This is a genomic window from Streptomyces sp. NPDC041068 (genome assembly GCF_040647455.1).
Lineage (GTDB): Bacteria > Actinomycetota > Actinomycetes > Streptomycetales > Streptomycetaceae > Streptomyces.
In genome coordinates this window covers 217,508-237,646 of record NZ_JBEZCG010000013.1, presented here as the reverse complement: position 1 = coordinate 237,646, position 20,139 = coordinate 217,508, and the positions used below count along the sequence as shown (strand labels likewise).

The following is a 20,139-nucleotide window of genomic DNA, read 5'->3' as shown; positions in this document are numbered from 1 at the left end:
GTGGGATGGGAGTGAGAGCGGGAGTGGGAGTGAGGGCGGGAGTCGGTTACGCGGCGTGGCAGGCGTACTCGTGCCCCGGCTGCCCCGACACCGACCTGGCCGCGGGGCGCTCCGTGCGGCAGCGCTCCCGGACGTCGTCGTCGGCGAGGCGGTACAGCGGGCAGCGGTCGATGAACACGCAGCCGCGCGGCAGGTTCGTCGCGTTCGGCTGCTCGCCCTTCAGGACGATCCGTTCGCGGGTGCGTTCGCGCTTCGGGTCGGGTACGGGGATCGCCGACAGGAGTGCCCGGGTGTAGGGGTGCTTCGGGTGGGAGAAGAGCGTCTCCGTGTCGCCGGTCTCGACGATGTGCCCGAGGTACATCACCGCGATGCGGTCGCAGATGTAGCGGACCACGGCGAGGTCGTGGGCGACCATGAGATACGCGAGTCCCAGCTCACGCTTGAGCCGGCCGAGCAGGTTGATCACCCCGGCCTGTACCGATACGTCCAGGGCGGAGAGCGGCTCGTCGAGGGCGAGCAGTTTCGGGTCCGTGGCCAGGGCGCGGGCGATGCCGACGCGTTGGCGCTGGCCTCCCGAGAGCGCGGCCGGGAAGCGGTCGCTCACCGAGGCGTCGAGGCCGACGAGCGTGAGCAGTTCGTGGACGCGGGAGCGGATCGCGTCGCTGTCACGGCCGATGGCCCGCAGGGGTTCGGCGAGCAGTTGGTAGACGGGAAGGCGCGGGTCCAGGGCGCCCATCGGGTCCTGCATGACGATCTGCACGTCGTGCCGCAGGGTGCGTGCGCGCCCGCCGGAACCGGCCGACGCGCCCTGGGCGACGGTGGTGCCGACCGCGGCATCGGCGTCCTTGCCTGCGGCCGCCCCGACCTCCTGCCCGGCGATCTCGATCCGGCCGCCCTCGGGTCGCCTGAGCCGCAGGATCTCCATCAGCGTCGTCGTCTTGCCGCTGCCCGACTCGCCGACCAGCCCCAGCGTCTCTCCGGTACGCAGCTCGAAGCTGACCTGGTTGACCGCGTGCAGCGTGCCGACCCGGCGCTTGATGAACGCGCCCTTGGTGACGGGGAAGGTCTTGACGAGGTCCTCGACGCGGAGCACCACGTCGCCGTGCCTTGTGCCCACCTCCTGGTCGACGGGCGCGGCACCCCCGGTGGGATCCAGCGTGCCCTCGGCTATCTCCGCCGCGCGCAGGCAGGCCACGTCCCCGTGCCCCGTGACATGACGCAGCTCCGGTTCTTCGGAGCGGCACGCGTCGAGTGCGACGGCGCACCGGCTCGCGAAGGGGCAGCCGACCGGCAGGCCCGACATGGCGGGGGGCTCTCCGCCGATCGGGACGAGGGGGCGGCGGACACCCTCGTCCACGGTCGGCACCGCGGCCAGGAGCCGGGCGGTGTACGGCATCGTGGGCCGGCGGAACAGCGCGTGCACGTCCGCCTTCTCCACGAAGCGGCCCCCGTACATGACGGCGACGTCGTCCGCGTGGCCGGCCACGACGCCGAGGTCGTGGGTGATCAGGACGAGGCCGGCACCGGTCTCCCGCTGTGCGAGGCGCAGTACGTCGAGAATCTGCGCCTGCACGGTGACGTCGAGCGCGGTGGTGGGTTCGTCGGCCACCAGCACACTCGGACGGTTGGCGATCGCCAGGGCGATGACCACGCGCTGGCGCATGCCGCCGGAGAACTCGTGGGGGAAGGCCGAGGCCCGGCCCCGCGGGTCGGGGATGCCGACGAGGTCGAGCAGTTCGACGGCCTTCTCCCAGGCCGCCTTCTTGGACAGGTCCTGGTGGACCCGCAGTGCGTCGGAGAGGAGTCTGCCCACGGAGAAGATGGGGGTGAGCGCGGACAGGGGGTCCTGGAAGACCATGCCGATGGACTTGCCCCGTATGCGCGACAGCGCCCGGTCGTCGAGGCCGATCAGGTCCTGACCGCCGAGCAGGACCTGGCCGCGCAGTTCGGCGGTGGGCGGCAGCAGGCCCATGACGCCCATCGCGGTCGCCGACTTGCCCGAGCCGGACTCGCCGACGATGCCGAGGGTGCGGCCCGGCAGCAGATCGAAGCTGACGCCGCGCACCGCTTCGACGGTCCCGGACTCGGAGGGGAAGGAGATCCGCAGGTCCCGTACGGAGAGCACGGAGGTGGCGTCTGCGGGGGAGACCGGGTGGTCGTGCAGGGGGGTGGTGAGTGTCATCGTCGGCCTCCCGCCGCGCCGGTCACAGAGGTGGGGTCGAGGGCGTCGCGCAGCCCGTCGCCGATGAAGGTCATCGACACGGTGAGCAGGACGACGAGGCCCGCGGGAAAGGCGAAGAGCCAGGGGGCGCTGGTGACGGTGGTCGCGCCGTCGGCGAGCATCGTGCCGAGGGAGACGTCCGGAGTCTGGACGCCGAACCCGAGGAACGACAGGGCGGTCTCGCTGAGCACGGTCGCGACGACGCCGAGCGTCAGGTTGACGATGAGCAGGGAGCCGAGGTTGGGGATGATGTGGCGCAGGATGATGCGCAGCGGGCTCACCCCCATGAACTCCGCCGCCGTCACGTAGTCCCGTTCGCGCAGCGAGGTCGACACGGACCAGATGACCCGGGCGGTGGACATCCAGCCGAACACGGTCAGCACGAGGATGAGGGCGCGCCAGTCACCGGCCAGGCGGTTGGAGACCAGGGCGAGGATGAGGAACGAGGGGACGATCAGGAGGAAGTGGATGACGGCGAGCGTCAGCTTCTCCACCCGGCCGCCGAAGTACGCGGCGCTGGAGCCGATGATCGCGGCGAGGATGATCGTCAGGACGGACACGCTCACGGCGATCACCAGCGAGCGCCGCAGTCCGTGCACCGCACTGGCGTAGATGTCGTTGCCGCCCTGGTTGGTGCCGAACCAGTGCACGTCGCTCGGCGGCTGGGTGAGGGCGGTGAAGTCGGCGTCGGTGTGGGTGTAGGACGTGAACAGGCCGCCGAAGGCGCTGAACAGCACGAGCAGCGCGAAGATCACGACGCCGGCGACGGCGAGGCGGTTGCGCAGGAAGCGTCGCAGGTAGAGCCGGCCGCGGCCGAGGTCTCTGCGCGCCTCGACGGTGTCGGTCGCTGTCGTCATGTCAGCTCACCCGCACTCTCGGGTCGAGGAAGACCGTGGCGATGTCCGCGAGGATCGCGCCGATCGCGGTGAGCACCGCGGCGAACGCGGCCGTCGCGACCGCGCCGTGCACGTCGTTCTTGCTGATGGTCTGGACGAAGTAGCGGCCCATGCCGTTCCAGCCGAAGATCGTCTCGGTGATGACGGCTCCGGTGAAGATGGCGGGCACGCTGAACGCCACGGAGGCCGCCGTCGGGATCAGCGCGGCCCGCAGCGCGTGCCTGCGGACGGCCTGGCTGCGGGTGAGGCCGGTGGCCTGGGCCGTGCGCACGAAGTCGGAGTTGATCGTGTCGAGCAGGAGTGAACGCTGCGTCAGGTGGTAGCCCACGTAGCCCATCAGCGTCAGGGTGAGCGTCGGCAGGATCAGGTGGAGGAGGCGGTCACCGATCGTCGGGAGCAGTCCCTCGACGTCGGGTGAGTTCTCCCCGGCGACGTAGAGGAAGTCGAGCCCGGCGTGCTGGTTGAGCCAGATGGCGACGAAGACCACGGCGAGCGCCGCGACGGACGTCGGGACGTTGAACACCGCGATGGATATGGCCTGCGAGACACGGTCGGCCAGGCCGTACTGGCGTGCGGCGGTGTAGACGGCGAGCGCGACACCGATCACGACGGACAGGACGGTCGCCGTGACGACCAACTGGGCGCTGACGAGCGCGCGGTAGCCCACTTCGCCGTTGACGGAGACGCCGGTGGGTGACGTGCCCCAGTCGAAGTCGAGGGTCACCGAGGTGAGCCAGTGCCACCACCGCTGCACCAGTGGCACCCCGGGGTCGAGGTTGTACGGGGCGAGGGCCTGGCTGATCTGCGCATCGCTGCGGACGGGCCGCAGCTCCCTGTAGTTCGATCGCGGGTCGAGGAAGTAACTGGCCAGGAAGTACGTGGCGTTGGTCGCGACCACGATCATCAGGAGCCAGCCGCCCGCCTTGCGCATCACATAGCGCACGGTGCGGACCGCCCCCTCACCACACACGTGGGACGCGCCGGGACGGCGCCGGAGAGACAGGTCGAGTACATGCGTGGTGGGGCTTTCTGGGGGCGTGCGGGTACGGAACGGTGCCGCGAAGGGGCGAATGTCAGCTTGGTCCGGACTAGATGGCCGCACCAGGTTTCGGCTGGTTTCGCCATGAGGCCGCAATGTTGCTGTAGTGGCTGAAATATCGCCGTAGCAAAACGATCTCCGATACGGCGCAAAACGGACCCTCGGCGGCTCGGCGTGATGGAGGGATCGAACAGCGTGGTGGTTCGTGGCGATCTTGGCGGATGGCGGCGGGCGGCGACATCCGGACACGAGGCCGCGGGGCCGGTGCGGAGAGCGCTCTCCTGCTCCGCGAGGTCGAGGGTCGCATTGGTGCGAAACGACTACTCGTTCCGGCCCTGCCGCAACCCCGGGAGAGGCGAGAGGTCGCTGCTGCCGTGACTGTGGGCGTTCGACGGCCCGGCCTTCTCGCTGCTCAAGAACGCGGTTTGCTCGTCGCCGGGTGCTCTCGGTCACCTGAAGTCACGGCGGCGATGGCTCCCTGGCTGGCCGAAACTTCAGGTGGAATCCGGCCCTGATGACCGTGATCAACCGCGGTCACCGGTCGAAGACCATGGCTCGATGCCACCCTTGACCTTGACGAAACGCCCCAGCGAGTCTGTTCGAGTACCAAAGACCCAGAAACGTACTCCAGTTTCTTGTTCCACTCGCGTATGGAGGTTTCATGGACATCGAGATGAGCACGGAGGTCGACGGCGACCTCGGTGAACTTGAGGTACTCGAGATGGACGAACTGCAGGTCAGCGGCTCGTCCACGGCCTACAACTACATCGCCAGGAACGCCGACCGTTCCTCGGACATCACGGCCTGACCGCACCGCTTGACGAGGAGCTCACAAGAAGGACACCCCTGCGAGCTCGCGGCAGGTCCACTTGTGGGCTCCTTCGGTTCTGTCCCCGCGTCCGGATCAGGACGGATGGCATGGATCTCTTGCTGCTCTTTCCGCCGCTGACGGAGGCAACTCTCTTTCCGTATCTGAGCCTGCCCTATCTCACCGGTCACGTCCGCCGGTTCGGCTACAGCGCACATCAGGTCGACCTGAGCATCGAACTGGTCCATCGGCTTCTGGACGGCCCGGCGCTCACGCGGCAGGCCCACGCCCTGGACGAGGCGCAGGATCTGCCCACCTGGTACCGAGCGGCGGTGGCTGATGCCTCCCTGCAGCATCTCGATGAGATACGGGACTTCGTCCTGACGAAGAGCCCGGCGCCCGACCTCGGGCCCGTGCGCGCGGTGCGACTGGCCCGGCAGGCCTCCCAACTGACGCTGCGGGAATCGGCGTTGTCGCAGGTGTGGGACGACTTCGACTCCCTCGACCAGGCGGTGCGTCGGCTGTCCCGGTCACCGGTCGGTTCTCTCGACCTGGCGACCCGGAAACTGCACGGTCTGCTGACGGAGGCTCTTGACGAGTCCGTGCCGCGGGCGGTCGGCATATCCGTCGCGTTCTTCAGCCAGTTGGCGCCGGCCCTGCTGATCGCCCACTGGATCCGGCAGCTCCACCCGGGCATGCCCATCTGTCTCGGCGGACAGCAGATCATGCTGCGCCACGACGAACTGGCCGCGTTGGCCTCCGTGCGTACGGCGGTGGACGCGCTCTGCGTCACGGCGGGCGAAGAGCCCCTGGAGCGCTGGCTGGCCCATCTCACCGGGAACGCGCCGAGCTCCGATGTGCCGGGGATGAGGTGGCTGAGCCCCGGAGACGTGACAGCTCCCAGCCGACCGCCCACTCTTCGCTTCAAGGACGTGGGCGCGCCCGACCACGACGGTCTGAAGGTGCACTCCTATCTCAATGACACCGTTGTCCTCTCCATGGTGTCCTGTGTGGGCTGTTACTGGGGGCGCTGCGTCTTCTGTTCCTACGGCAACCGGTCTCTCGAACGCGGGGCCTATCAGCAGGCTTCTCCGGGGCAACTCGCGGACACGGTGCGCCGGATCGTGGAGAGCACCGGAATCGACTTCGTCACCGTCGTCGACGAGAACACCAACCTGCGACTGCTCGCCCGAGCCATGCGCCTGGTGCGCGAGAGCGGTCTCCATGTCCGTTTCAACACGCGCAACCGACTGGAGCCGATCCTGCTCGATCCGGCCTTCTGCAAGGAACTGGCCGAACTCGGCTGTGAGGGAATGGCTGTCGGCTACGAGGGCGTCACCCAGCGACTGCTCGACACACTGGACAAGGGCGTCGATGCCGCGGACTTCCAGGTGATCCTCGACAACCTCGCCGCAGCGGATATCCGGGTCAACCTCTCGATCATGGGGGGCCTCTTGGACGAGACCGAGGAGGAGTCCGAGCAGTCGCTCCGCTTCCTCGAACGCAACCGCGAGAAGTTCGCCATTGACGCGTTCGAACTCATGGTGGTCGAGCCAGGAACCCGTCTCGCAGACGATCCGTACCCCTTCGGCGTGGTCCTCGACAGCTCCGGCTCGTTCGCCGACAACCGCGAACTCAACTACCTGGGCGGCAGGGTGGGCAGGCGACATGCGGTGATCGACGGCCCCGAGCGTCCCGAGATGCTGCAGCGGCTGAAGCACGGCATGCGCCGGATCTCCGCGATCGCCGCGGGACCCGCCGCAGCCGCGGCACAGCCCCCGGTGAAGCGCAATGCGCTGCGCCCGCATCCGTGGATCCGGTGGGCCCCGGCAAGGTTCTCCCCGCACGGCCCCGGCGGCGGTTCCTCCCTGTTGGCCGATCCGGTGCGAGAACAGGTGTATTCACTGCCGAAGAATCATGTGACCCGAAGCGCAAGGCCCGGTGGGCACTTGATCGCGACCAGTGCGCACGGCCGGTCTCTGCTCGGCGAACTCGCCGCCGCGGATGTCGGTGTCATGTACGACGAACCGATACCGGAAATCCGTCCGTCACGCTGAAGGAGTCACACGGTGCACATCACCCTGGTCAATATGCCCTGGGCCTCGATTGACTTCCCTTCCCTGGCCTTGGGGATTCTCAAGCGTCGCGTCGCGGACGAGTTCCCCGGCAGCCGCGTCGACGTCGTGAACGCCAATCTTGACTACCTCGACTGGATCACCGAGCGAGCAGGTCTTACGCGCGAGGAGTACAACTTCTGCTGGGACTCCTACTTCACCGGCTACAGCGAGTGGATCTTCTCCTCCGCTCTGTACGACGACCCGCACTGGCGCAACTCCGAATTCGCGGACCTCGTCGAGGGATCAGTGCCGGGGGACATGCTCAACAAGGGGCGACAACTGCACGCGCTCGCTCCCGAGTACATCGAATCCCTCGTCGGTAGAATTCTCGCCGACCGGCCCGACGTCGTCGGCTTCTCGACGACCTTCGCGCAGAACAGCGCCGTGCTCGCCGCGGCCAAGCTCATCAAGAGGACCGCACCCCACGTGTGTGTGGTGCTGGGCGGCGGGAACTGCGATGGCGAGCAGGGTGCCGCACTCCACCGCGGCTTCCCGTTCATCGACTATGTCAATCGCGGTGAGGGCGAGGTGTCGTTCACGCAGCTCCTCGCCTGCCTGCGCGACAAGTCGAACCCTGCGGACATTCCCGGACTGTGCTGGCGCGACGCAGACGGCACTTCGCATGCCAATGCGATGAGGGCGGCCCCGCTGCCGGCGTCGGCACTGGTCACACCGGACTACACGGACTACTTCGAGCAGCACGCCGCCTCCCGCGCCAGCGCCATGGCCGAGCCTCACATCGTGGCGGAGAGCTCACGCGGCTGCTGGTGGGGACAGAAACACCACTGCACCTTCTGCGGTCTCAACGGTTCGTTCATGGAATTCCGCAGCAAGAGCCCGGACCGGTTCGTCGACGAACTGCTCACGATGACAGAGCGCTACCAGGTGCTGAATGTCGCCGTCGCCGACAACATCCTGGACATGACCTATCTGCGCTCGGTGGTCCCGAGGCTCGCGGAGGCCGAATGCGACCTGCGCATCAGTTATGAGATCAAGTCCAACATGCGCCGCGAACAGCTCGCCTCCCTTGTCGCCGCGGGCATTCACTACGTACAGCCCGGCATCGAAAGCCTCAACGGCCGTGTTCTGAAGTTGATGGACAAGGGCGTGACGGGCTGTCAGAACGTCCGCATGATGCGGGACGCGGAGTCGGTGAGCCTCGGCGTCGTGTGGAACTACCTCTTCGGTTTTCCGGGCGAGACCGAGGAGGACTACGACGCGGTGATCGACCAGTTCCCGGCCATCCATCATCTCGCTCCGCCGAACGGCGTCACCCGCATCGCCATCGAACGCTTCAGCCCCTACTTCAACCGCCCGGAACTAGGATTCGGCGACCTGCGGCCCGCCGCTCACTATGCGGTGATCTACGACCTCCCGGAATCCGAACTCCGAGACATGGCCTATGTCTTCGACGCGGCGCACCAAGGCATCTCCACCACGCATGCGGAGCGGTTGGAGAAGGCCGTCGAGATCTGGCGTCACGAGTTCCCTCGAGGGCGGCTGACGCAGTGCGACCTGACTGACTCCATCGTCCTCACCAACACCCGGCCCGGCTTCGCGTGGCGGACTCTGAGCATCGATGAACCCTGGGAGATGGCGACCTTCCGGCTCCTGGAACAGCCGTGCACAGACGATGTACTGGTGAAAAAGCTCCGGGCAGACGATCACGACATCGCCGCGGAGGACGTGTCGGCCTTGCTCGCCCGCTGGCGCACGCGGGGACTGCTCTTCGAAGACGGTGGCCAGACCGTGCACGTCGTACCGTATGCCGCCAACCAGGACCTCATGCGCTGGGTGACCAACGACGGCAGTCCGGCGCTGGTGCCCGCCCTGCTCCAGGACTCAGCGGGCCGAATTCCGGAAGCGAGCGCGGCGACGGGGCTCCGGTGCTGGCGGGAACGCCACGAAGAGGCACGCGAGAGGGACGGCATTTACCTGGGAGAGAGCCGGTACGAGGACACCTCCGTGGAAACCGCGGCGGACCTGGTCGCGCGGGGCACCCGGCATGTCGCCCTCCCCGAGCCCGTGATCCTCGGCCGTGGGGACGGTGAAAGCGACCGTCAGGCGGTCCGCGGGCTTACGCACGTCAGGGAGTTGACAGGGCACGGCGTCTCCGTCGACTGGGATCTGGACCTTGGCGAGGAGACCGGACAATGGCGGCTGTTCAGCCATCTGTATCCCCCGCGTTCGGTGGCGGGCCCCGACGGTGACGCCGTCCTCGACCAGTGGCGCACCACCTTCCACATGAACAAGTGTGGCTACCGGCGTGGCAAGAGCTTCGTCGAAGTCACAGATCTGCGCCAAGGAACACAACGGCGCGTCCGCATGCGCAAAGTGCACAAAAGGAAGCTGGCGTCCCTGCTGGACGGTGCCCCTGTCTCAGATTTCCGGGGACAAGAAATAGAAGCGTTCATGAAGGCGGGTCTCGTTCACCGGGTCGGCTCCCTTCTGTGGTGGGTGCCCTCCCGCATCAGCCGCTGGCCGGTCGTGGGGTGACGGAAGGAGGCACAACGGCCGCGCACCGGACCGGAACACGGCACAGAGAGGAACCAAGGACCATGCTCCATGGCGAAGCCGCCTCGCCGCTGCGCTCCCTCAACGCGGCTGAATGGGACCGCACTTACGCCTCCACGAACGCCGGATGGGACGAGGAGCCGCCACCGGTCCTCGGCGAGCTCCTCGCCGAGCACGCTCCGCCGCCGGTCCACATCATGGATGTCGGCTGCGGGCTCGGCACCACCGCGCGGTGGCTCGCCGACCGCTCCTACACCGTGACGGCCTGCGACTTCTCCGCCCGGGCCATCACAGAGGCCCAGCGCCGTACACCGCCCGGTTCGGCAGTGCGGTACGAGGTCCTGGACGTCACCGACCCAACACCCCCGCCTCCGCACTCGTACTCGTACTCGTTCCCGGTGGTCCTCGACCGTGGTGTCCTGCACACCTGCCCCACGCACCGTGAACGCCGGACGTTCGCCGAGGCGATGGCCAGGATGTGCCGGCCCGACGGATTGTGGATCCACGTCGGAGCCGCCGCGCTCAGCGCAGAGGACGCCCTGGACCAGTCCAGCGGCCCGTCCTGGACCACCGAGGAGGCTTTCCTCGACGCGGTGACGGCGTGGTTCACCGTCCTCGACCTTCGGATCGCTGATTTCGGCCGACAGAAGGGGATCACGGACTGGCCGGCGCGGTACGCGGTGCTCCAGAGAAGGAAGAACTGAAAGGACCCTGGTGCGTGGGACACCGCGTCCAGGAGAGCCTGCTCCACCCCGGCCCCGGGGGCTGTTCCCATTCCTGGGGACGGGCAGGTGTCCATACCGTTCAACTCATGACACCTGGCTACGAAAGCAGATCACGTACGTATACGTACGTGCTGGTCCACGGCACGCACAGCCAAGGAGCCTACTGGCTGCCTGTCGCACGGGAGTTGACCTCGCGAGGCCACCGAGTCATCGCCGTTGACCTCCCGCTCCACGGCTCGCAGGCATTCGTGCCGGAGTCCTACCAACGGCAGGACCTCGCCGCCATGGCCACCGAGCCGTCCCCGGTCGCGGCACTGAGCCTGGACGACTACGAGCAACACGTCACCCATGTCGTACGCCGGGCGGCGGCGCACGGTCCCGTCGTCCTGGTCGGCCACAGCCTGGGCGGTGCCACGGTCAGCCGGGTCGGCAACGCGGTGCCCGATCTTCTCCACCACATCGGCTACATGGCGGCCTTCTGCCCCAGCCCCGCACTGCCGACCCCCGACGCCTGCACGGCAGCTCCGGAGAACGCGAACGCACTCATCCCGTACGACCAGATCGTCGGGAACCCCGCACAACTCGGCGTGATGCGGCTCAATCCCCGCACCAGCGCGACGAACGATCTCAAAGCACTACGGGAAATGATGTGCGCCGACTATCCGCACAACGCGTTCCGCCAACGCCTCGGCAGCATGCAGACGGACGAATCGACCACGGCCTACGCGGGACGGGCCGTAGGCCGCACGGAGACCTGGGGGCGTCTGCCGCGCACGTACCTCCGCTTCGGAAAGGACCGCACCATCGCCACGGAGCTGCAGGACCGGATGATCGCGGAAGCGGACGCCCGCACACCCCATAACCCCTTCCAGGTCCACGACTTCCCCACCGCGTCCCACCTCGGCCCGCTCGCCCCCACACCGGTCGCCAACGCACTGGCGACGCTTGCCGCGTAGGCTGCTTCGGCGATTGCGGCCTGGCTGGCGTTCTCCAGCGGGCCTTGCCCTTCCGCGGAGCGTTCGGGGCGTGGAGGGTGTCAGGGGAGTGGCGCGGGCTGCTGCACCACGTTGAGTGCGGTCCGGCTGAAGGCTTGGATCCGAGCTGTGGCGGCGTCAGCGAGCCACACCAGGCCCCACTCCACCGGCGCGGCATCCTCGATGAGCACGTACGCGACATCGGGGCGGGCGAAGTAGCGTCGGGCGTGAGCGCCGACGGTGGCGACGCCTTCGCCCGCGCTGACGAGCGTGAGTATCTCGGTGAAGGTCGCAGCCGAGAGGCCATGTGCGCTGGGCTGTCCGGCGGGGGTCCGGCGGGGCGCGCGATCATCGGGCAGTGAGTCGGGCAGTGAGTCGTGCAGCGTCTCGGGGGTCTGGAGGACGGTGACGCGGGCCAGGTCCGCCATGGAGACGGTGGTGCGGCGGGCGAAGGGATGGCCCGCCGGTACGGCGAGCATGCGTGCTTCGCGCACCAGGACCGGTCCGAAGGCGACATCCTTCTCGTCCATCGGATGGCAGGTCAGCGCGATGTCCACCTCCCCGTTGCGCAGCCATGGCAGGACTTCCCGCGGCCGTGCTTCACGGAGCTGGACGTCGCAGTCGGGGTGCCGGGAGCGGAATGCCTGTGCCGTCCCGAGCAGCAGCTGGCTCGCGGCCGGCCCGTCGAAGGCGACTCGTAGCAGTCCGGTCAGGCCGCGTCCGGTATCGACGGCCCGTGCGAACGCGTCGGCGATCTGGTCCCAGGCGGGTCGTGTGTCCTCGTACAACTGTCGTCCCACCGGCGAGAGTTCCACTCGGCGGCTGGTGCGATGGAACAGCACAACGCCGATGCGGCGCTCCAGCTTGGCGATCGTCTGACTGACCCGGGCGGTGGACACGTGCAGCCGCTCGGCGCTGCGGCCGAAGTGCAACTCCTCGGCGAGCGTCAGGAACGCCTCCAGCTCATGTCGCTCCAGCATCCCCGCGCCCCTCCATCGTCAACCGGGGCTTCACGGTCGTTGCGCAGGTGCGCATTGATGCCCCTTTCGGCCCGCAGCAGGATCAGAGGCGTTGGAGCACCATCTGACCCGCATCGGAGAACATCATGTACGTCACCGGCGAGAGCGCCCTGGCCGCCCCCTCCACCGACACCACCGCGGTCGTCGAGGAACTCAGGGACCGTACGGAGATCACCGACGCGCTCTACCGCTTCGGCCTCGGCCAGGACCTCAAGGACAAGGGGCTGTTCGCCTCGGCCTTCGCTGCCGACGCCGAACTCGACTTCCGCCCGGCCGCCGCCAAGTGGGGAGCCAGGCCGCCGCTGATGTCCGGACGCGACACCATCGTCACCACGATCCTGGACATGTTCACCGGCCGGGTGGACACCACCCACCAGGTCACCAACCCGCGTATCACCATCGACGGCGACACCGCTCACCTCACCGCCCTGGTGGAGGCTCAGCACTTGCTCACCGCCGACCCCACCAAGCGTGCGCTGCTGAAGAACCCCTACGACGTCGAGCTGGTCCGCGATCGTGACCGCTGGGTGATCCGCCGGCTCGTCATCGACAACACCTGGTTCGACGGCGAACCCACCGCCATCTTCGGCTGACCCCTGATCCCTGACCTCTGATCCCTGACCTCTGATCCCAGTTCCCAGTTCCCAGTTCCCAGTTCCCAGATCCCAGTTCCCTGATTCCTGGGCCCGCACGAGCGTGCGAGGTCCGTCCTGTCGACCGCCCCCATGCCCCTCGCCAACCCCACGAGCCCCTTTGCGGGCTGATGGCGCGAATCTCCCGCAGAGGAGATCGTCGCTCGGCCGGGTTGAGTTCGCGGCGGCCGAAGCGGTCCGCCTGCGTCCTGAGGACAGTCGCGTTCACTGGCCGCTACGACTTCGGCCGGGCCCATCGCAGGGCGGTGACGGCCGCGAACGCCAGGGTGGTCAGGCCCAGTAGTGCTCCAGCTGCCGGGGGGAGGTAGGCGGCGTGGGCGGAGTTGTAGGCGAGGTGGGCGAGCATCAGGGGCCAGATGGCTCCGGTGCGGCGGTAGACGTACAGCCAGCCCGCCATCCATACGGCCACCGTCACGGTGGCGCCGAGCCCGTAGTACATGTGGTGCGGCAGGCGCAGAACCACCAGGACGGCCAGCTGGACGGGCCAGGTCAGGCCCCGGCGGGCCATCACCGCCAGCGGCAGGGCGAACAGGACGGTCTCTTCCACCAGTGCGGCGTTGAGATTCCACACCAGTTCCCAGCCGCTGCTCTGGGGTGCGCCGTATGCGCCGTCGGGAGAGGGGAACAGGCCCAGGAACTGAAAGCCCGTCCAGGCGGCGGCGTAGCCGAGAGCTGCGGCGCCCGGCCAGCCTCCGGGGAGCGGGCGCGGTCGGGCCAGGCCCAGCTCGGCCGGTGACAGGCGCAGCAGTGCGACCGCGGCGGCGAGTTGGGCCGCGGCGACGGCGAACGCCGTCACCACGGTGACGGGGAGCGCCGCAGCCAGCGGCTTGGGCAGGGTCTCGGTGGTGCCGGTGAACAGGATCCAAGTGGCGATGGTGCTGGAGAGACCGAAGGCCAGCAGCCAGCCGCCGAGGAGGAGGGGTACGGCGGCGCGTGGGCGGGACGGTGGCCTGGTGGTGCAAGGGATGGGGGCGTGGTGCATGCGGGGTCGTCCGTCAGAGGTGGGAGGGCGGGTGTGGTGGAGTCCGGAGCGGACAGGCCTGCCGGTGGAGGGCCGGTCGGCGGCGTGAGGCGGGGGCGTGTGGCGGGGCCGGCTCTGTTCAGGGCGGGCATGGGGGAGTGGACGCGGTGCAGGTAGCTCCCCACGGCGCGTCTGAGGGCGGCTGCGATCTCATCAGCCCTGCGAGCGGGACCGCGGAGTCGTCCCTGCTGCCTGGCGGCAATGCCTGTGTCCTCTCCTGGCCCACTCCCAATCCATCGACGCGTTCAGTACTAATGTACCGTTAAGCGTCACGGTGGGTCCTGCCGCCGGATGGGCCGATGTCTAGGCCTATATAACGGTCCACCCGGCGGCGCGCCCTCTCCATCGATGTCCAGTATCTCCCTATTGCCGGATCTACTCTTTCGAGCTACTGTACATATGTCTCGTACGAATGAACTCATCGTCTCGTACGCCGCGCCGGACCTCTGATCTCCGGCGCCGGGCCTCCGGTCACCTCACCGGCTGCGGCCCGCTCCCCCCTCCTCGCTGCTCCAAGGAGTGATGTGCCATGAAGGCTCCCGCCATTTCCCCGTGCCTGGGTGTCCCGGACACCCAGGCTGCCGTCGACTTCTACGAGAAGCTGGGCTTCACCGCTCTGTCCGGCGGCGACGACCCCGACGACGACATCCGCATCCTGCTCTTCGAGGGCGAGTTCGCCCTGATGGTCTACCGCGAGGAGCACCTGCGCGCCTGGCTGCCGAACCTCAAGGACACCCCCGTCGGGGCGTTCGGCATGTTCTACCTGGCCGTCGACGACTTCGACGCCTACGTCGAGAAGGTCCGCCCGCTGGTGAACGTGCAGAAGGACGTCATGGAGCACCACGGGCAGAAGCTCTTCTACTTCACCGACCCCCACGGCTACGTCATCGCCGTCACGCAGAAGCAGACCTGGTGACGCCCGCCATGACCAGCACGAGCATCAACCCCGCCGCAGGCCACGAGGGGGCGGCCGCGCAGGCCCCCGCCCCCACAGGTGTGTTGCGCTGTGCGTCCTACGGCGGCCACGACGGCCATGCGCTCGCCCGGTTCTGGGCCGCTGCCCTGGGATGGCAGGTCACCAAGACCTACGGCAAGGACGCCGCGATGATCGGCGACGGCAGTACGTCGTACGTCTTCTACACCGCCAGGAACCACCGGGCACCCCACTGGCCGCAGGACGAACTGGTCTTCCACTTCGACCTCTCCTTCGACGATGTCGAAGCGGCCCAGGAACGGCTGCTCGAACTGGGCGCCACCAAGCCCGACCACCAGCCCAGCCAGTGGTGGACGGTGCTGCTGGACCCCTCCGGACAGCCGTTCTGCATCAGCCCCCACTCCAACTGGAACCACTAGCCCGCGCGCGTCGACGACAAGGAACACGATGAAGATCGCAGTGCTGGGCACCGGGACGGTGGGCCCGTGCGCACGCCGCCCAGCTGACCGCCCTCGGGCACCAGGTGACCGTCGGCACCCGCGACCCCGAGTCCACGCCGGCCTGCTCGGAGACGGACTTCATGGGCAACGAGCCCTTCGCCGCCTGGCAGGCGCGCCAGGCGGACATCCGCCTGGCCGGTTACGCGCAGGCCGCCGCGGAAGGCGAGCTGGTGATCAACGCCACCGCGGGCGGCGCCACCCTCGACGCACTCGGCGCCGCCGGTGCCGGGGCCCTGGCGGGCAAGGTCCTCATCGACACGGCCGTTCCGAACGACTTCACCGCTCCGCTCCGGCGTCCGATGCTCACCGCCTGGGGTGGCCCGGCGCCCCTGCTGAACCCGGTCGCCACCGACAGCCTCGCCGAACAGATCCAGCGCGCCTTTCCCGACTCCAGGGTCGTCAAAGCCCTCAACACCGTGTCCGCAGCCCTCATGGCCGCACCTGCCTCCCTGGAGGGCGTGGACCACACGGTCTTCCTCAGCAGCGACTTCGCCGACGCCGAAGAGCAGGTGGCCCACCTGCTGGCCGCCTACGGCCGGCAGGACATCGTCGACCTCGGCGACCTGGCCACCGCCCGCGCCACCGAGATGATCCAGCCCCTCTACCTCGCCCTGGCCCGCCCCTTGGGCCACGAGCACTTCAACCTCAAACTCGTCCGCTGACCCGCTGACCCGCTGACCCGCTGACCCGCTGACCCGCTGACCGGCTGACCGGCTGACCGGCTGACCGGCTGACCGGCTGACCCGCCGCGCCCTGCCCCGCCCCGGCGGCCTGCCCTCCCCGTGCCTCGTGGCGGGCCGCCCCCCCCCGTGCTGAAAGCTGCCTGATGTCCACCACCCCGCGTCGTATCACTCCCGCCGAACGCCGTGCCCGCCTCACTCGGCGGCATCTGCTGGCCTCGCCCGCCCGGGTGGGCGAGGCCGACCAGGTGGCGCGGGCGCTGATCGGCCTGCACGCCACCGACCCGGCCACCGTCTTCCTCAGCGCCGCGGCCCGGATGCGCACACCCACCCCGCATGACATCTCCCGGACTGTGTACGACCCGTCGGCCATGGCGCGCATCCGGTGCATGCGCCGCACCATGTTCGCCGTCCCGGCCGCTCTGGCACCCATGATCCAGGCCGCCGCCGTCAAGGATCTGCACCGGCACCGCCCCGAGGCCATGAAACGGCTGAGCGAGGCGGCCGACTGGGACGAGGCCCGCTACCGCGAGGCGGAGCGCGACCTGCTGGCCGCCCTCGCCCGCTGTGGCGAGGCGACCGCCGCCGAACTCGCCGCCGACGTAGCCGACTTGAGGGAGCAGATCATTACGTTTCCCGGCAAGCCGTACGAGTCCCGGCAGCGGGTGTGCGCGACCGTCCTGGGGGTCCTTGCCGCCGAGGGCCGCGTCCGCCGGGCCCGTCCAGCGGGCTCGTGGACCTCCGCCCAGTTCCGCTGGGCCCCGGCCGAGCCGCTGCCCGCGCTGCCCGCGGCGCAGGCCCAGGCCGAGCTGGCCCGCCACTACCTCGCCGCCTTCGGGCCCGCCACCGCCGAGGACCTCAAGTGGTGGACCGGCTGGAGCATGACCGTCACCCGCAAGGCGCTCGCCGCGGCCGACGCCGTGGAGGTCGCCCTGGACGAGGGCACCGGATACCTCCTGGCCGAGGACGCCGGCCCGGTCCGCGCGCTCGAGCCCGCCGCGACCCTCCTGCCCGGCCTGGACCCCACCCCCATGGGCTGGCGCCATCGCGACTTCTACCTGGAACTCGACCACACCAAGGCCCTGTTCGACCGCAACGGCAACATCGGCCCCACCATCTGGTGGGACGGCCGCGTCATCGGCGCCTGGGCCCAGCACCGCGACGGCCACATCAACCACCACCTGCTCACCGACCCCGGACGAGAGGCCCGCACCGCCATCACTGCCGAGATCGCCCGCCTGACCGCCTTTCTCGGCGCGACCCGCGTCACCCCCTGCTACCGCACCCCTCTTGAACGCGACCTCGCCGCCCAGCCATCCCGCACCACCCCCGACAACCGCACCTAGAATCTGTACAGACGTACCGCAAAGACTCCCTGAAACGAGAAGAGCACCCGCCGCAATGGCCGCCGACCAGCCCGCCCGCCGTCGCGACCCACAACGCAGGATCACGGAAATCACCGACGCCACCGAACGCGTCATCGCCGCCCGCGGCATCGAAGGGCTGACCCACCGGGCCGTCGCCGAGGAAGCCGGCGTCCCGCTGGGCGCGACCACCTATCACTTCGCCGCCAAGGACGACCTCATCCAGGCCGCCCTGAAGCGGGCCTACGAGCGCTACGCCGCGATGTTGCGCGACTGGGTCGCCCAGCGCCCCGAACTCACCGTCAACCAACTCGTCGTGCTCCTGGCCGATGCCCTCATGGGCTGCTTCGGGCCCACCCGCGACTACGAAGTCGTCGAGCTGGAGCTCTACCTCGCCGCTGTGCGCCGCCCTGCCCTGCGCCCCATCGCCGACCAGTACACCCAAGCCACCACCAACGCCCTGCTGCCGTACGTCGATCCATCCACGGCCCGCGCCGCCGTCGCGGCGATGAACGGTCTCACCCTGCGCGGCCTCGCCACCTCCGAGCCGCCCGGCCGAGCCGAGGTCGAGGACATCCTCGCCCGCATCCTCACCCCCAACCCGGCGCTGCCCGCGGCACCTCCCACCACCCGGCCCTGAACGGCCCGCCGTGCGCGGCCCCAACCTGAATCCAGCGGCGGGCGGACGCCTTTGGGCGGGCGTCATCACGGCGGGGCGCTCGCCGAGACGGCACAAGAGACCCAGAACTGTCCGTCATGAGGGGCTGGTAAGTGCATTATCGGCCCGAAATCCATGGCCAATGTTTGCGCGGTAATTTTCCCCTGGAAATATGAGGCGTGGACTGCGCGCCGCGCTCCGACGGTTCTGAGTGGTTGCCCGGTGAAATATCTGCGTGCCGCAATGCCGATACAGGATGCGCTGATTCCGCATCTCCGGCCCCGGTGGCGATTTGGCGTACTGATCCGTTGCAGGTCTCGTGGCTACGGGATGATCGGCTCAAGAGGTCAATTCTCGGACTGTTGACACTCCATGAGGTGCCGTGTATATCCCATGTGACTGCAATCGGCGCAGCGGGGTGATCGAAAGAGACTTGAGGTTTCAGAGTCTCGGGGGATACCGGCCGGGGCAGTAGATTCCCCGGCAGCCTGCTGCTGCAAAATCGAGGGGGCAAGAAAATGCTTCGCATCACGGCGGATATCTTCTCCGGCCGTCCCGATCCGGTCTCCGACGTCGTCGACGAGAACGAAGTTCGGGCGCTGCTGCGTGAGGTGGACAGCAACCGGAGTCTGTTCCTTGGTGACGCGCCGGCCGACGGCGGGCTCGGCGTCAGGGGATTCTGGATCGAACCGATCAGCGACGAAGTCGGGAGTGACTTCGGCACCGAGTCAAGGCTGTACCTGCCGGTCGGCACACAGTCACGCGGTAGCCGCGCGGCCGAAATCGGCGAGCGGCTCATCACCTTGATGGAGCGGGGGGAGCCTGCCGCCTCCGATGAAGCGGCACGGCCGCTGGACGCCTCGCTGCGCACCCTGCTGATTCCGCAACTGACGGCTTCCACGCGGCTCACCGTTCCTGACCGGGCCGCTCAGGCGGAACCGGAAGCGAAAGCGGAACAGGAATCGGAAGAAGCCGCCGCCGCGGTCACCTGCACGATCGAGCTCGGAGCATTCAATCCGGGATTCTGGAACAACGACTCGACCGTCCGGCTGAACAACAACTGCTACAACTACGCGAGCAACTGGCGGACGAACACGTTCGCCCAGCCGGGCCGTGGCTGCGGCAGCATGTACAAATCCATCACGTCTGCCGAAATGACGCGAGCGTCACTGTGCGACGGAATGCACCACCGGTTCGACTGCTTCCCCGACGCCGAGAAACCGCGCTACCTGGTGGCGCTGGTTATCGCCCCCGGCCCCGGCTTCGTCGACTTCCACTGGTACCGAAAGCACCAGGAAGGCTTCTGGGGCCACAAGCCCGGCGGTACGGCCGCCCGAAACATCGACAACAGCGGCAACGTCATCTACAACCCGGAGACCGCGAACCGTGGTCCGTACACGGTCTTCGTCGGATACTTCTACGGGTGTAATTCGCAGCGCCAGAGGATACGGTAGCGCGCACGGCGCCTTCCGGATTCGGGACCGAGGCGGCATCGCCAACGGGGAATGACCGGTATGGACATCGAGATCGATCTCTACAGCGGACGGCGGAATCCGGTGTTCAGCCTCACGCCGGAAGCCGGGCAGGACCTGCTGTCCAGGATCGCCGCTCTGCCGTCGGCACCTGCCGGGGCCGCTCCACTCGAAGGTCTCGGCTACCGGGGGCTGCGGATCACCGACCCGGCGGTCGACATCATGGAGATCGTGGTGTCCGGCGGAGTGGTCCTCGTCCGTGACCGGAACGGCGCGGAGCGAGTGCTCGAGGATGCGGGACGCTCACTGGAGCGCTCGCTCGCCGACCTCGCCGCCGCGAGCCTGGATCCGGCCGAAATGTCGGTGCTGCGCCACGAGTTGGAAGGCTGACCGACCGGCTGGTCGGCACCCGTGGTGGTCGGCGCACTTCCCCCGGGGCGTGCGCCGACCACCGCGGGCCGCTGCGCAGCCAGGGGAAACACCTCTCGTCCACGGCCTCGGACGTTCCGCGTCCACGGCTTCCTGAGGCCCCGGCCGACGCCCG

18 protein-coding genes are annotated in these 20,139 nt (G+C 68.5%); 13 read left to right on the top strand and 5 right to left on the bottom strand.

The window, feature by feature from the left end:
- Positions 1-46 precede the first annotated feature (46 nt).
- The 3 genes from AB0B50_RS29270 to AB0B50_RS29260 are packed head-to-tail and all read right to left on the bottom strand — an operon-like array spanning position 47 to position 4,048.
- Complete coding sequence (locus AB0B50_RS29270) at positions 47-2,182, bottom strand: ABC transporter ATP-binding protein (RefSeq protein ID WP_362338361.1); 2,136 nt, start codon at positions 2,180-2,182, stop codon at positions 47-49.
- Positions 2,179-3,078, bottom strand: coding sequence for an ABC transporter permease (locus tag AB0B50_RS29265; RefSeq protein ID WP_362338358.1), 900 nt, complete (start codon positions 3,076-3,078; stop codon positions 2,179-2,181). The genes AB0B50_RS29270 and AB0B50_RS29265 overlap by 4 nt, the downstream gene beginning before the upstream one ends.
- A 1-nt stretch (position 3,079) precedes the next feature.
- Positions 3,080-4,048 carry an ABC transporter permease gene (locus AB0B50_RS29260; RefSeq protein WP_362338589.1) on the bottom strand — a complete coding sequence of 323 codons (969 nt, stop codon included), beginning with the start codon at positions 4,046-4,048 and terminating at the stop codon, positions 3,080-3,082.
- Positions 4,049-4,817: 769 nt separating this feature from the next.
- On the opposite strand from AB0B50_RS29260, the gene AB0B50_RS29255 reads away from it, so the two are divergent.
- The 5 genes from AB0B50_RS29255 (at position 4,818) to AB0B50_RS29235 (ending at position 11,276) form a co-directional block, all read left to right on the top strand.
- Entirely contained in the window at positions 4,818-4,964 is a 147-nt protein-coding gene (locus tag AB0B50_RS29255) for a hypothetical protein (RefSeq protein ID WP_362338355.1), read from the top strand.
- Positions 4,965-5,074: 110 nt separating this feature from the next.
- On the top strand, positions 5,075-7,021 hold the full coding sequence (locus AB0B50_RS29250) for a radical SAM protein (RefSeq protein ID WP_362338352.1): 1,947 nt from the start codon (positions 5,075-5,077) through the stop codon (positions 7,019-7,021).
- Between the two features lie 12 nt (positions 7,022-7,033).
- Positions 7,034-9,577: a RiPP maturation radical SAM C-methyltransferase gene (locus AB0B50_RS29245; RefSeq protein WP_362338349.1), complete on the top strand. Its 2,544-nt coding sequence runs from the start codon at positions 7,034-7,036 to the stop codon at positions 9,575-9,577.
- A gap of 62 nt (positions 9,578-9,639) precedes the next feature.
- The gene (locus tag AB0B50_RS29240; protein WP_362338347.1) at positions 9,640-10,299 is read left to right on the top strand and encodes a class I SAM-dependent methyltransferase; all 660 of its coding nucleotides are present in this window, start codon (positions 9,640-9,642) and stop codon (positions 10,297-10,299) included.
- Positions 10,300-10,406: 107 nt separating this feature from the next.
- Positions 10,407-11,276, top strand: coding sequence for an alpha/beta hydrolase (locus tag AB0B50_RS29235; RefSeq protein WP_362338344.1), 870 nt, complete (start codon positions 10,407-10,409; stop codon positions 11,274-11,276).
- A gap of 80 nt (positions 11,277-11,356) precedes the next feature.
- On the opposite strand, the gene AB0B50_RS29230 is transcribed toward AB0B50_RS29235, so the two are convergent.
- Positions 11,357-12,274 (bottom strand): LysR family transcriptional regulator, encoded by a 918-nt coding sequence (locus AB0B50_RS29230; protein ID WP_362338341.1) that lies wholly within the window; start codon positions 12,272-12,274, stop codon positions 11,357-11,359.
- Positions 12,275-12,399: 125 nt separating this feature from the next.
- Between AB0B50_RS29230 and AB0B50_RS29225 the strand changes: the two genes are divergently transcribed.
- Entirely contained in the window at positions 12,400-12,906 is a 507-nt protein-coding gene (locus AB0B50_RS29225; RefSeq protein WP_362338337.1) for a nuclear transport factor 2 family protein, read from the top strand.
- Positions 12,907-13,180: 274 nt separating this feature from the next.
- Here the strand turns inward: AB0B50_RS29225 and AB0B50_RS29220 are convergent, their stop codons facing one another.
- Positions 13,181-13,948, bottom strand: a complete 768-nt coding sequence (locus AB0B50_RS29220) for a CPBP family glutamic-type intramembrane protease (protein ID WP_362338334.1) — start codon at positions 13,946-13,948, stop codon at positions 13,181-13,183.
- Positions 13,949-14,516: 568 nt separating this feature from the next.
- On the opposite strand from AB0B50_RS29220, the gene AB0B50_RS29215 reads away from it, so the two are divergent.
- From AB0B50_RS29215 to AB0B50_RS29185, 7 genes are all read left to right on the top strand, one after another.
- Entirely contained in the window at positions 14,517-14,903 is a 387-nt protein-coding gene (locus AB0B50_RS29215) for a VOC family protein (protein WP_362338331.1), read from the top strand.
- Between the two features lie 8 nt (positions 14,904-14,911).
- On the top strand, positions 14,912-15,340 hold the full coding sequence (locus AB0B50_RS29210; protein WP_362338328.1) for a VOC family protein: 429 nt from the start codon (positions 14,912-14,914) through the stop codon (positions 15,338-15,340).
- 104 nt (positions 15,341-15,444) lie between these two features.
- Positions 15,445-16,083 (top strand): NADP oxidoreductase, encoded by a 639-nt coding sequence (locus tag AB0B50_RS29205; protein ID WP_362338325.1) that lies wholly within the window; start codon positions 15,445-15,447, stop codon positions 16,081-16,083.
- 164 nt (positions 16,084-16,247) lie between these two features.
- Positions 16,248-17,447, top strand: coding sequence for a winged helix DNA-binding domain-containing protein (locus AB0B50_RS29200; protein WP_362338322.1), 1,200 nt, complete (start codon positions 16,248-16,250; stop codon positions 17,445-17,447).
- Positions 17,448-17,502: 55 nt separating this feature from the next.
- The gene (locus AB0B50_RS29195; RefSeq protein ID WP_362338319.1) at positions 17,503-18,105 is read left to right on the top strand and encodes a TetR family transcriptional regulator; all 603 of its coding nucleotides are present in this window, start codon (positions 17,503-17,505) and stop codon (positions 18,103-18,105) included.
- Between the two features lie 536 nt (positions 18,106-18,641).
- Entirely contained in the window at positions 18,642-19,577 is a 936-nt protein-coding gene (locus tag AB0B50_RS29190) for a hypothetical protein (protein WP_362338316.1), read from the top strand.
- 60 nt (positions 19,578-19,637) lie between these two features.
- Positions 19,638-19,985 (top strand): hypothetical protein, encoded by a 348-nt coding sequence (locus AB0B50_RS29185; RefSeq protein WP_362338313.1) that lies wholly within the window; start codon positions 19,638-19,640, stop codon positions 19,983-19,985.
- Positions 19,986-20,139: the final 154 nt, after the last annotated feature.

What these genes read in the sequence shown, in the direction of transcription:
- AB0B50_RS29270 (WP_362338361.1), bottom strand. Translation starts at nt 2,182, where the DNA reads ATGACACTCACCACCCCCCTGCACGACCACCCGGTCTCCCCCGCAGAC.
- AB0B50_RS29265 (WP_362338358.1), bottom strand. Translation starts at nt 3,078, where the DNA reads ATGACGACAGCGACCGACACCGTCGAGGCGCGCAGAGACCTCGGCCGC.
- AB0B50_RS29260 (WP_362338589.1), bottom strand. Translation starts at nt 4,048, where the DNA reads ATGCGCAAGGCGGGCGGCTGGCTCCTGATGATCGTGGTCGCGACCAAC.
- AB0B50_RS29255 (WP_362338355.1), top strand. Translation starts at nt 4,818, where the DNA reads ATGGACATCGAGATGAGCACGGAGGTCGACGGCGACCTCGGTGAACTT.
- AB0B50_RS29250 (WP_362338352.1), top strand. Translation starts at nt 5,075, where the DNA reads ATGGATCTCTTGCTGCTCTTTCCGCCGCTGACGGAGGCAACTCTCTTT.
- AB0B50_RS29240 (WP_362338347.1), top strand. Translation starts at nt 9,640, where the DNA reads ATGCTCCATGGCGAAGCCGCCTCGCCGCTGCGCTCCCTCAACGCGGCT.
- AB0B50_RS29235 (WP_362338344.1), top strand. Translation starts at nt 10,407, where the DNA reads ATGACACCTGGCTACGAAAGCAGATCACGTACGTATACGTACGTGCTG.
- AB0B50_RS29230 (WP_362338341.1), bottom strand. Translation starts at nt 12,274, where the DNA reads ATGCTGGAGCGACATGAGCTGGAGGCGTTCCTGACGCTCGCCGAGGAG.
- AB0B50_RS29225 (WP_362338337.1), top strand. Translation starts at nt 12,400, where the DNA reads ATGTACGTCACCGGCGAGAGCGCCCTGGCCGCCCCCTCCACCGACACC.
- AB0B50_RS29220 (WP_362338334.1), bottom strand. Translation starts at nt 13,948, where the DNA reads ATGCACCACGCCCCCATCCCTTGCACCACCAGGCCACCGTCCCGCCCA.
- AB0B50_RS29215 (WP_362338331.1), top strand. Translation starts at nt 14,517, where the DNA reads ATGAAGGCTCCCGCCATTTCCCCGTGCCTGGGTGTCCCGGACACCCAG.
- AB0B50_RS29210 (WP_362338328.1), top strand. Translation starts at nt 14,912, where the DNA reads ATGACCAGCACGAGCATCAACCCCGCCGCAGGCCACGAGGGGGCGGCC.
- AB0B50_RS29200 (WP_362338322.1), top strand. Translation starts at nt 16,248, where the DNA reads ATGTCCACCACCCCGCGTCGTATCACTCCCGCCGAACGCCGTGCCCGC.
- AB0B50_RS29195 (WP_362338319.1), top strand. Translation starts at nt 17,503, where the DNA reads ATGGCCGCCGACCAGCCCGCCCGCCGTCGCGACCCACAACGCAGGATC.
- AB0B50_RS29190 (WP_362338316.1), top strand. Translation starts at nt 18,642, where the DNA reads ATGCTTCGCATCACGGCGGATATCTTCTCCGGCCGTCCCGATCCGGTC.
- AB0B50_RS29185 (WP_362338313.1), top strand. Translation starts at nt 19,638, where the DNA reads ATGGACATCGAGATCGATCTCTACAGCGGACGGCGGAATCCGGTGTTC.